At 40.3% G+C, this 12,236-nt stretch carries 8 protein-coding genes; 6 read left to right on the forward strand and 2 right to left on the reverse strand.

The window, feature by feature from the left end; translation table 11 throughout:
* Nucleotides 1-985 precede the first annotated feature (985 nt).
* The gene (locus tag H6G96_RS26695) at nt 986-1,897 is read right to left on the reverse strand and encodes a calcium-binding protein (RefSeq protein WP_190915146.1); all 912 of its coding nucleotides are present in this window, start codon (nt 1,895-1,897) and stop codon (nt 986-988) included.
* 652 nt (nt 1,898-2,549) lie between these two features.
* Nucleotides 2,550-5,681, reverse strand: coding sequence for an MFS transporter (locus H6G96_RS26700; protein ID WP_190915147.1), 3,132 nt, complete (start codon nt 5,679-5,681; stop codon nt 2,550-2,552).
* Between the two features lie 758 nt (nt 5,682-6,439).
* Between H6G96_RS26700 and H6G96_RS26705 the strand changes: the two genes are divergently transcribed.
* The 6 genes from H6G96_RS26705 (at nt 6,440) to H6G96_RS26730 (ending at nt 12,184) form a co-directional block, all read left to right on the forward strand.
* Nucleotides 6,440-7,720, forward strand: a complete 1,281-nt coding sequence (locus H6G96_RS26705; protein ID WP_190915149.1) for a histidine kinase — start codon at nt 6,440-6,442, stop codon at nt 7,718-7,720.
* 100 nt (nt 7,721-7,820) lie between these two features.
* Nucleotides 7,821-8,279: a BON domain-containing protein gene (locus H6G96_RS26710; RefSeq protein ID WP_190915221.1), complete on the forward strand. Its 459-nt coding sequence runs from the start codon at nt 7,821-7,823 to the stop codon at nt 8,277-8,279.
* 198 nt (nt 8,280-8,477) lie between these two features.
* The gene (locus H6G96_RS26715) at nt 8,478-8,912 is read left to right on the forward strand and encodes a CAAD domain-containing protein (RefSeq protein ID WP_190915151.1); all 435 of its coding nucleotides are present in this window, start codon (nt 8,478-8,480) and stop codon (nt 8,910-8,912) included.
* Nucleotides 8,913-9,405: 493 nt separating this feature from the next.
* Nucleotides 9,406-9,813 (forward strand): hypothetical protein, encoded by a 408-nt coding sequence (locus H6G96_RS26720; RefSeq protein ID WP_190915153.1) that lies wholly within the window; start codon nt 9,406-9,408, stop codon nt 9,811-9,813.
* Between the two features lie 177 nt (nt 9,814-9,990).
* Nucleotides 9,991-10,887 (forward strand): AraC family transcriptional regulator, encoded by an 897-nt coding sequence (locus tag H6G96_RS26725; protein ID WP_190915155.1) that lies wholly within the window; start codon nt 9,991-9,993, stop codon nt 10,885-10,887.
* A gap of 112 nt (nt 10,888-10,999) precedes the next feature.
* Nucleotides 11,000-12,184 carry an NAD(P)H-quinone oxidoreductase subunit H gene (locus H6G96_RS26730; RefSeq protein ID WP_190915157.1) on the forward strand — a complete coding sequence of 395 codons (1,185 nt, stop codon included), beginning with the start codon at nt 11,000-11,002 and terminating at the stop codon, nt 12,182-12,184.
* Nucleotides 12,185-12,236: the final 52 nt, after the last annotated feature.

Genomic DNA, 12,236 nt, shown 5'->3' on the forward strand with positions numbered 1-12,236 from the left:
ACCTCATCATTTCCTCACCAAGAAAGGAAGAGGAAAAATGAACAGATAGCTAAATTAGAAATGATTGAAGCAGATATTTGCAGTCAGTACTGAAGATTTGAAGATATGAGAAGCACTGGATGTATTGATGATCTTGGCATCAAAATTGTGTCAACACTCATGTTATATAGCGGTGTACAGTTGAGTGAGATACAAACAAAAAATACTGAATTATTTCACATAAGGACTTTAATGTCCTCATATAATCGAGAACCGCTATATTGTTGTACCTTATGCCCTCATTGGTTCTAGTAGTAGGCTGTTAGGAAGAAAGCAGATTTGCTACTACAAAAAGATATAGGTGTTAGAACGTTTTCAATCACACAACTATACTATTACCATTAAGGGGAATTTTTTCTATTGATAAGAAATAGTAATTAACCCTCTTGTATTTTTTTTCGTCATAGCAAAATTTGAAACCCTTGTTTAGATAAGAGTTTTGCTTATTGAGATTTATTTAATTATTTCTGTAGTTATGTATAAGTAATTAATTGCTAATTACTTAAAAGTCTTATTGACCAGTACGATCACTACACTTCTGCGTTACAATTTGTCTTTTAAAATATTCTTCCTATGATATATTATTACTTCTCTAGGATGATTACAAATATTCTGATTGTATTAGCTATGTTGGTACTTAACTATGCTTGATTACAGCAATACTATCTTTGGGATTTCCAAAAATTAAATTATCCAATTTTTAGAGCGAAGACGATGATCGGATTCTTCCTCCTCTGCTTGCACAGCGATGGGACATTTTTTTTGTTGGAAGTCCCTTGGCTGGTTAACCAGGAATATATTTTGTCAATTTACCTAAATACAGAAATAAATTAGCGTAATAATAATCACTATAGAAAAAAGAGGCAACTTAAACTTACCTCTTTCTGTAACTGTTAAATTATTAGAATTCTGCCTCGTGCCTTATTTTGAAGGCAGATCCGTTCAATTAAAGGACAAGGTCGCTTGCCCCTAGTGATGGTGCGCCTGCCAGCTGAATCTCAAATTCAGCCGCTAGATCCCCATCATTACTAGCTTGGAGAATACCTCCTGAATAACGAACCTGACCGGCTGCGAAGAATCCGCGAGATCCAATGAAAGTAAAGGCTTGGTTGCCCCCTATAGTAGAGTTGGCGTCGATGTTAGATAGATCGATTAGGTCACCTGGCAAGTTACCGTTGCCAAAAAAGTCAGTGATAACATCCCGTCCAGATCCAGCAGGACTATCTGAAATTGAGTTGAACTGGAAACGATCATTACCCGATCCTCCAATAAGAGTATCAGTTCCACTACCACCAACGAGGCGATCGTTACCACTACCACCAACGAGGCGATCGTTACCACTACCACCGCCAAGGACATCGTTGCCATTACCACCGCCAATGACATCGTTGCCATTACCGCCAATCAGGCTATCGTTGCCACTTTCACCAAGCAGGGTATCGTTGCCATTACCACCGACAAGGGTATCGTTGCCATCACCACCAATGAGGCGATCGTTGTCACCACCACCGGTAAGGACATCATTACCACTACCGCCAAAAAGACTATCCCTACCGCTACCAGCGGTAAGGACATCGTTGCCTCGGCCACCGATAATGATATTGTTGCCACTACCAGAGGTAATGACATCGTTGCCATCACCACCGTTAATGGAATCGTTGCCACCACCAGAGGTAATGACATCATTGCCATTACCACCGTTAATAGTATCGTTGCCACTACCAGAGGTAATGACATCGCTGCCACTAGTGCCGTTAATGAATCTGTTACCACTACCACCGATTTGGATAGAGTTGGTAAGATTGTCGATGTCGTCGATGTCAATGCCGGTAAGATTGAAAATGGTGTCCGTGTCCATAAATGCGCTTTTCCTGAATTTAGAGGGTAAAACAAATTACCTTGTGACTTCTCCATCAGAAAACGGTGTTACTGATTAAGAGTATGAATTTCCTTTACCCCAAAGGCGCAAAGGAACCAGCTTCAAACATTAAATTTTTAAATTTCACACTTTTATTCAGCAATGCCGAGAAAACAAGGTGGAGAAATAACAAGTCGTAAGAGATAACTGAACCACACCTGATTGGAACAGGCGTTTCTGTTAAGTCTAAAGATTTGAGAAGCACTGCATATATTAATGATTTGGCATCAAATTGCGCCAAGAATCATGTTAATATCCTTGTGCCTTATCTATTCATTGCTTACAGTACTAGGCTGCTAGGGAACAAGCAGATTTTTAGTACGCAATCGCATAAATCTTATGATGTTTTTTTTGTATTACAATCACAACATTATGATATTACTCTCAAGGCTACTTTTTTCTATCTATAAGAAATAATAATTACTCTTCTTTTATTCCTCTCACCATAAAAAAATCTGAAACCTTGGCTCAGACAGGGTTTTGTAATCTATATCAGAATAATAAAGTCATGATAGTGTCTTGGGGGTAGTTTGTTTTATTTATAAAAAAAGTGGCATTAATTACCACTTTTTTTATAAATTTATGATGAATTTTAGCGAGGTAGAGGTAACCCTGTAACGGCAACTGCTCCAGCGATCGCACTAGCTGCAAGAGAAGTCAATGCTGTTCCAAATAGCCACCACGCAGCATTTGCAACGGTTTTTTTGGTTTCTTGAGCTTGCTTTTTAGTTTGCTCTTGGATCGCTTTCAGGCGTTTTTGTGTTTCTTTTTGGATACGTTCGGCTCGTTGTAGTACGCCATCCCGCGCCGCTTCTATTTGGTCGATGATCCGGTTAGCATCCTCTTGAGAAATATCCTCACGAGAACTGATGACAGCAACTAAGGTGTCACGATCAAATTGACTGAGGCGATCGCGCAATGCTTCAAATCCAGCTTGCGGATCGTCGAAGACTTTCGCAAAATCTTGCTTAATCCCTTCATAGCTGAGTTCGGAACGATCGAGCGAGTTGAGATAGTTGCGAACTCTCGCAAAAACTCCATCAAGCACTGATTGCACCCTTTGCTGGATCTGCTGGAATTGTTCGACAATGGAGGTGCGAACAGACTCAATTTGATCCACAATTCGGTTAGCTTCCTCTTCTGAGATATCTTCCCGTTGGGATAACAGAGCCACAATTGTTGAACGGTCAAATTTGGAGGCGCGATCGCTTAAACTCCCAATTCCAGCACGGGGAGAAGATAGCAGCAGTTGCAAATCGCGTTTAATTGCTTCTGGGTTGAGTTCTTCTTTGTTGGTATTACGCAGATAATCTTCAAGATTTGCTTCAAAATCCAGAGCTACTTGAGTGGTACGCTTGGCCAAACGTCGTGGCGCTCTTACAATACTAGCGATCGCATCTTGTACCTGATCAATTATCTGATTAATCTGCTCTTGGCTCAAATCTCCGCGTTGACTCACGAGTTGAACCAAGGTTTCTCGATCAACCTGAGATAGGCGATCGCGCAGTGCTAAAGCTCCTGCTTTTGGATCATCGAGTAATTTTTCCAAATCATTCCTGATCCCTTCTGGATCAAGTTCTTCCAAGTTGGTATTACGAAGATATTCTGTGATCGCTTTTGTCGTCTTTTCGTACTGTTCTTTCGCTTGCTGTGGTACTTGCAAAATACTATCTCGGACTGCTTCGATTTGATCGAGAGTTTGGTTTATCTGTTCTTCACTCAAATCCTGACGTTGATTGAGTAATTGTACTAGTGTATCCCGGTCAAATTGCGATAAGCGCGAAGCCAAAAGGCTAATTCCAACTTGTGGATCATCTAGTAAGATTCTAAACTCACGTTTGATACTTTCGGGATTGAGTTCGTCTTTGTTAGTATTTCGCAGATAATCTTCAACTCTTTGGCGCAGTTCATCGGCTCTGGCTTTTGCTTGTTCTTGCAGTTCTCTTGCACGATTCAAGAAATTATCGCGGCTGCTTTCAAGTTGACCAACAATATTATTAGCTTCCTCTTCGCTGATATCTTGACGTTGCTGGAGCAATTGTACCAAGGTGTCGCGGTCAAATTGTCCGAAGCGAGCGCTTAAATCTTCAAACCCAGCTTCTGGATCTTGCACTAATCTGGCAAAGTCGCGTTCAATACCTTCAGGGTTGAGTTCTTCTTTCCCGGTAGAACGTAGATAATCTTCGATGCGACTGCGGAAATCTTGCCCTTTTTCTCGCGCTTGAGCCTGTTTTACAGTTTCTAAAACTTCCAGGCGATCGCTTTCCATTTGTTCGGAAATTTCTTTCACCCTGAGTTCGCTAATATCACCCCGTTGCTTCAGCAAGTTGGTAAAATATTCTTGATTGATTTCTTCTAACTCTCGTCTCACAGTTGTTGGATCTGCATTAACGTCATAGATGAGTTCTTTAAATTCATCTCTTAGGGTAATGCGGTTAAAATGCCAAGGAAACGAATTCAATATGTAGTCTTCTACATCTGCCTTAATTGTGTTTTCGGGTGATATTGGCAACCTTGCAGATACTTGTTCAGTTGCTTCATCTCTAAGCTTTTGGAGTTGTTCTGTGATTTGATTTACATCAACATCTTGAACTTTTTCTTTTAGCTTTTGTAATTGATTAGTAATTTTGTTAACATCGATATTGGAAAGGTTGACTCGCTCCATCACTGCTGGTGCAGCCGCACTCAAGCCATATCGAATAGCTTGTTTCATGACACTATTGCTTTGCTTGCCATTCCCACCTCCAACTGTAACCAGTTCTTGGAGCCGTTCACCTAATTGATCTGAATTCAATTCTTCAGGAGTAGCAGACTTAAGCAAGTTAATTACTTGTTCTGTTGGATTGCTGCGATTCAAAGCTTGTTGCCAAGCACCTTGAAATTGGTCAGCAATGCGACTTATATCTTCTTTAGATAAATCTGTGCGACTGCTAATTAAATCAACAAAGGTTTGACGATTGATATTTTGCAGTAAGTCGCTGTTAGCAATAGATTGCAAATCTGTATCTTTAAGAAGCTGGTCAAATTGGTTACGAATTTCTGTGATATCCAGCTTTGGTAATTGCAAAGAGCCTAAAGAACTTTGGAGTGTATTTCTAATATCTTCAGGATTAAAACCTGAAGTTAATTCTCGCCGGACTGCGGCTGTTATATCTTCAGCAGTAGAAACCAGTTGTTTTTTCGCACTATTAGCACCGATTCCAGCAGTTGCTGTACCCATCAGAGTTTGAAAACCAGAAGTGACAGTGCTAGCGATAGAACCAATAAAAGAACCTACTGCTGATGAACCGAACCAAATCACTAGTGAGAAATAGGTAGACCAGATGACTACACCGATAATTGCTCCTAAAGATTCACTTTCGATTAAGCTAAGTTTTACCGCCAGAAAACAAGCAATAAATAATGCAATACTAACGGTTAGCAACGCCCAAGCACCAATTTTGGTCTGAGTCGCACGAATTTTACTACCCAAACTTTCTGACTCATCATCAGAGTCTGAGTCAATTTCCCAAGATGAAATTCCTACAGCGACTGAAAAATTAGTAAGTAATAATTGAAAGGCAAATGCCATTAAGACTCCAGCCAGCAATGCTACCAAGAATTGAGGGCCAGAAAATAGAACTGATGCTTCTTCTGGAGTTAGTACTTCCTGATCTAAACTCATTTGTGCTAATCCAAAAGATAGCCAGTCCCATCCCCAAATAGTTAAAACATTTTGAAACATAGTATTCTCTCACTTGTAGTCAATTTAATAACCATTTACAGCAGTTTTCATCTGCATGGAGTACAAAGATATGGATTTTCAGGTAGGGTATCACTGAGCGCAGCCGTAAAGCCTGCGGCATAGCTACGCTTCGGGCGCAGCCTCTCCAAGAGTTGAGAGCAGCCGAAGTGAGGTAGAAGGTAGAAACTCTTTATTTTTGATGCGTGAGTCCTGCATTTTGTACCTCACTTAAAAAGTAAACTGCTGTATAAAACGGCTTATTTATCAATTTAGTTGCCAGTTATATAAACTGACACTTTCTTAGGTAAGAAGTTTGCTTGCCAGAAGTCGTATTTTACAACAAACAAATATTTTTATTATTTTTTGACTAAATAAAATAATGTAAATTTTGGTGGTTTAATAACAATCTATTTGATAAAATTAATCCGGTTGCTGCTAGTAAGATTTTGCCCCAGAATGTTTTTACTAAAGCTTACATCTAAGAGATAGTCCTTATAACAGGAACTCAGCTAATTTTAAAACTAATATTTTAGATATTTTTTTAATAAATAGAATAGCTAGTATATAACTTTTGCAAAGCACAATTTGTTGGAACATTAAAGTTTCTTACTATCTTTAGATAAAAGTACGTATGTCTAATGATAGAGAAAAAAATTCTTCCAAGCGATTGATGAAATGTAAATCTAAATATGTATTAATAATGCTTATTAGGAGCTATAAATTAGTGAATAATTGATTTTTGCTGAGGAGAAAGAATAATGGTTTTAGGTGTACATAAACGTGCTGTAGGTGTATTTTCTGATCGTCGAAATGTTGAAAATGCCCTACATGAATTAAAAAAAGTTGGCTTTGACATGAACAGAGTCTCTGTCATCACGCAGGATGGAGACAAAGAAAATATTTCTGGTGCTGATGTAAGCGATCGCGTCGGTGATAAATCTGACGAAGGCGCTAAAGTCGGAGCAGCTACAGGCGGTGCTTTGGGCGGATTGACTGGGTTATTAGTCGGTCTTGGTACTTTAGCAATTCCTGGAATCGGGCCAATTATGCTGGCTGGAGCCGCAGCAACAACCTTAGCTACAACTCTGGCTGGCGCTGGTATTGGTGCAGTAGCTGGTAGTTTGCTTGGTGCATTGGTTGGTTTAGGAATTCCCGAAGAACGAGCTAGAGTTTACGACGAACGTGTAAGACGCGGACACTATCTAGTCATCATAGATGGTACAGATACAGAAATAGCGAGAGCAGAAGCAATTTTACATCAGGGTGGTGTCGAAGAGTTTGGCATTTATGACAATCCAGATGCTAGAAATGCTGATTACGTAGCTCCAACTTCTAATGTTAATGTGGGTCATAGTAATGTTGCCAAACGCGCGATTGGAGTCTTTTCTCATCGCCGAGATGCAGAAGCAGCAATTACAGAATTACGAGATGCAGGTTTTTCCTTAAGTAGAATTTCCATCATCGCCAAGGATGCAAACGGTCATGGGATCGCTGGTGTAGATGTAGATAAAAATGTCGGCACAGGTAACAAAGCAGACGATGGTCTAAAAGCTGGAGCAGCTACAGGCGGTGTCGTAGGCGGTTTGACTGGTTTATTAGTTGGTCTTGGGACTTTAGCGATTCCTGGAATTGGGCCTGTGATTGCAGGTGGTGCAACAGCAACTGCTTTGGCATCAACATTAGCTGGCGGTGCCATCGGTGCAGCAGCTGGGGGTATTGTTGGCGGACTCGTTGGCTTGGGAATTCCTGAAGACAAAGCGCGAGTTTATAGCGATCGCTTCCAAAGAGGCGACTACTTGGTAATTATCGATGGTACAGAAGCTGAAATCCGCCAAGCTGAACCTATTCTCAATCGTAGAGGTATTCAAGAATTTGCTATCTATGATGGTACTGATTTAGGCGAACATCGTTCAGGTTTAGACAGAGGAACGCATCACGACACAGCAGTTGTTAATAGCGATCGCACCAATTACTCAGCAGACATTCATAGAGACGATCCTGCTGTAGTCATTGTAGATCGCCGTGATGAAACACTCTAATCAAAATTGTAGGAGCAAGAAGATGAAAACTTCGCTCCTCCCATCTGCTTCAAGATTAACGAACTCCACAAATTTCACTTTCCGATTCCGAATTAAACATATGCAAAAGCTAACTCCTTTCTTAATTAGTTGTCTTCTAGTTTTTGGTGTTGCCGCCTGTCAAGATACTGCCAAAACAACTGTAAGTGCGCCTGCTCCCAATGAAGCTCCAGAAGCACCAAGCCCACAAGCAACACAAGCTGCTCAAGAAGACGCGCAAAGTGAAGTTCGCAGAAGACAACTCGATGCTGATATCCGTGCCCGCGAAGAGCGCAATAATGTAACTGGTGGCGATACACAAAGAGCTACAGGTGATCTAGCGAGTGAAGTTCGATCCAAGTTGGAGGCTAACATACCCAAAGGCCAACTAACAGTTGATGCAGCAGAGGATGGAACTGTCACTGTTGCAGGAACTGTAAACAATCAGCAGGAGTTGGCTAAGATTGAACGTTTAGCTAAAGAAATCAAAGGTGTTAAAACTGTAGTTGTGAAAGCAACTGTTGCCCCACCGCAAAGCTAAAATAGCTAACAATAAATTTAAATGAGTAGGTAGGCATAAATAAAAAAAATTTAGATGCCTCTGCTCAGTCTTAGTGGTCAGTTCTACTTATTACTGACCATTAATAATTGACAAATTGACAACTGACGACCTTGATAATTATATTCATTGACGATCAGTCAGTTATATAAACTCTTGTACTTACCGAAAATAAAAACTATGGAAACCGAACAACAGCAACTTGAATCCATCAATACCTCTTTCTCACAAGGTACGCTATCACTTGAAGGTACAGATACTGCAAACTTACCAAAATTGCCACCAGCCCGTGAACCTGAATCTCAATGGCAGCAAATCAGTAGACAAGTTTCTCAATTTTTGGAGCAATTGCCCGAATATTTAGGTAGCTTTTTTCAAAACTATAAGCAGCCTCTAATAACAGTTGGTTTAATTTTGGCGGCAATTGTTACAGCCAAGTTAGTACTAGCAGTACTGGATGCAATCAATGATATTCCATTACTATCACCAACTTTTGAGTTAATTGGAATTGGTTATGCCACTTGGTTTATTTCCCGTTATCTCTTAAAGGCTTCAACCCGGCAAGAATTAGCCGATGAGATTCAATCACTGAAAAATCAATTAGTGGGCGAATAAATTTCCCAAGCATTAAACTAGGGCACTATGGCATAACTTAGCTTACTCTTTAACAAGTTGCTTAAACCCCAAGTCTTGTTAATTCAAATAGTGCTTGGATTTGCATCAAGCTGTCTTAGCCTCGGCACAATAGTCTATATCGTTCCCTAATTAAATATATACAATCTAATGGTTCGCATTCCCGACTTATCTAAAAAGCCGGGATTTTTGTAATTATCCTATTTTTGATACAAAGCGCAGTCAGGATACAATAATTTTTATTGCTACCAGTGTTAACTTTAGCTAAAACCCTTGTTTGACACAATAAACGTAAATTACAAGTATTTAGCCAAGCTTTGTATTAATCTTTTGAATACATCATACATCAAAAGATAGAGAGCATAACATTATATTTAATTTTAAATCACTTCTAAAGATAGTAGATCGAAGATGAAAAACAGCCTAATCTAGGCTTTGAGTTTATTTAATAGATTCTTTAACGAGGGCATAATTTATGGCTAATGAAGCAGTTAATAAAGGTATAGATTCATCTGATCGAGCTGAAGTAGATACGTATGATCGCGGTATTATCCCAGCTGAAACAGCTGCTCGAATGGAAAGAGAAGGAACTCTGTACAAAACACTCCCTACAGAAGAAAGGGAAGCGGATGCACCTACCGATGACCAAACCGATCCAGACAGTATACGCACTACTGACGGATATACTGTGGACAAAGAAGGTTTGTTAAACAACTATGCTGTTGAACCGGAAATGTACTATGAAGAACCGGGTGATGCACGCAAACAGGCAGCAGAAGAGAAAGCCCAACGTATTGAAGAACTCGGAGAACTTAGTCAGGACGAAGAAGGCAAGTTGACCGAAAATAGTGATACACGCGGCAGAGGCCCAGGAATAGTTTAATTACAAGCATCCTTTTTGCTGAGTGCAATTACACGTAAGAAGGCTAAATAGGCGGTTTTGAGAGACGCAATGATCATTGCGTCTCTATTTGTATAGGTGAATAAAATACAACCTGAGATATGATAATTTTTTAGCTTTTGATACATTGGGCTTGTAATAACTTGTGGTGAGTAGTCCATGTCAAAAGAAAAGCCCTTAGTTATCACTAAAGAAGATGAGGTATTCCCGCTATTTCCACGTCTACCAATTCTCACAAGCCTTCAAGCAGGTTGGCAGGGTGCTTTATTTACATATATGTGTCAACCTGCTTATGAATTTCCTGAAGTTTGCACTCCCTTATGGCATTCTCTAATCATTTTCACTCATGGAGCGCGGGTAATTCATGCTGAACGGAAGATGGATGGACGCAAGCATTATGATGCTGTAGTTGGAGGCGATATTATTATTACTCCTGTTAACGTCGGGCATCAGGCAGCTTGGGATGCTGAAGGGGACTTTATTCTAGTTGCTATTGAACCACAAATTTTCGCTCGTGCAGTTGACGAAACAGCAGATGCCGAACAAATTCAACTTGTGCCGCACTTCGCCACACCCGATCCCCTAATTTATCAAATAGGGCTAGCACTAAAAGGCATTTTGGAAAATAATCCTTCAGGAAGCCGTCTTTATGCAGAGACGATGCTCAATGCTTTATCAGTGCATCTTATGGAACACTATTCCACGCGTAAACCGATATTAAAAGTATATAAAAATGGTTTATCACAGCGTCAATTACAGCAAGTTATAGACTACATTTATGAACATCTTAACCAGAATTTAGGATTAGCAGAATTGGCAGCATTGATACCAATGAGTCCTCATTATTTTTCCCAGCTTTTTAAGCAATCTACGGGAATGACTCCCCATAACTATGTAATTCACTGTCGGGTGCAACGTGCCCAGGAATTATTGCTGAAGAGAGAATTGACAATAGCTGAAATTGCTCACTTGGTTGGTTTTGCTAGCCAAAGCCATCTCAATTTTCACTGTAAGCGTCTAATGGGTGTAACTCCTAAAACTATTCAACAAAGATAGGATAAATCTGCAAAAAATCGGACGAATTTGCAAGACTCCAGACCGTAAACTCTCTAAAATTTTCAAAAATAGCATCTTCTTCAGAGATATTTAGAGATTAGGGAAACTATTTATGGTCAGAATTGAAACTAAGACCGAGCCAATGGTGATTAACTTTGGGCCCCATCACCCTTCGATGCATGGGTGCTTTCGGATTGTTGTCACTTTAGATGGCGAAGATGTGGTGGACTGTGAACCTGTCCTCGGCTACCTACACAGAGGTATGGAAAAAATTGCCGAAAACCGCACCAATATAATGTACGTACCGTATGTAAGCCGATGGGACTACTATGGCGGAATGTTTAATGAAGCCGTGACGGTGAATGCTGTCGAAAAACTGGCAAATATCACTATCCCCAAACGTGCCAGCTACATTCGGGTAATCATTCTGGAGTTAGCCCGAATTGTCAATCATTTGCTATGGTTGGGGCCTTTTGTGGGAGACACTGGCGCACAAACTCCTATATTTTACACTTTGCGCGATCGCGAAATGATTCTCGATTTATTTGAAGCTGCTACAGGCTATCGCATGGTCAATAACAATTATTTTCGTATCGGAGGTCTTGCTGCTGACCTACCTTTCGGCTGGGTGGATAAATGCAAAGACTTCTGTAACTACTTTGCACCTACCATTGATGAGTATGAAAAACTGATTACCAATAATCCCATTTTTCGCCGCCGAGTTGAGGGTGTAGGAGTTTTAAGTCGGGAAGAAGCGATTAATTGGGGGACTTCTGGGCCGATGTTACGGGCTTCTGGGGTGAAGTGGGATTTACGAAAGGTTGACCACTATGAATGCTACGACGATTTTAACTGGGAAGTACAGTGGGATACAGCCGGAGATTGTTTTGCTAGGTATGTCGTCAGACTTGGAGAAATGCGTGAGTCAGTCAAGATTATTCAGCAAGCACTCAACGGCTTACCTGGTGGTGCATACGAAAATTTAGAAGCTCAACGCATGAAAGCAGGTGCTAAATCTGAATGGAACGGGTTTGATTATCAATTCATTGCCAAAAAAATTGCACCCACATTTAAAATTCCTCAAGGTGAACATTATGTGCGTATAGAGTCAGGCAGAGGAGAGTTAGGAATTTATATCATCGGAGATGATCATATCTTCCCTTGGCGTTGGAAAATTCGTCCAGCCGATTTCAATAATTTACAAGTTTTATCTCAGTTAATCCAAGGTCAAAAAGTAGCAGATATTTTCGTTATTCTGGGAAGCATTGATGTTGTGATGGGATCGGTAGATCGCTAAAATAATTCGTAATTCAGTTTTGTAACAGAGATTTAGACTCCGTTAGGACTTA

Source organism: Nostoc sp. FACHB-892 (assembly GCF_014698795.1).
Lineage (GTDB): Bacteria > Cyanobacteriota > Cyanobacteriia > Cyanobacteriales > Nostocaceae > Nostoc.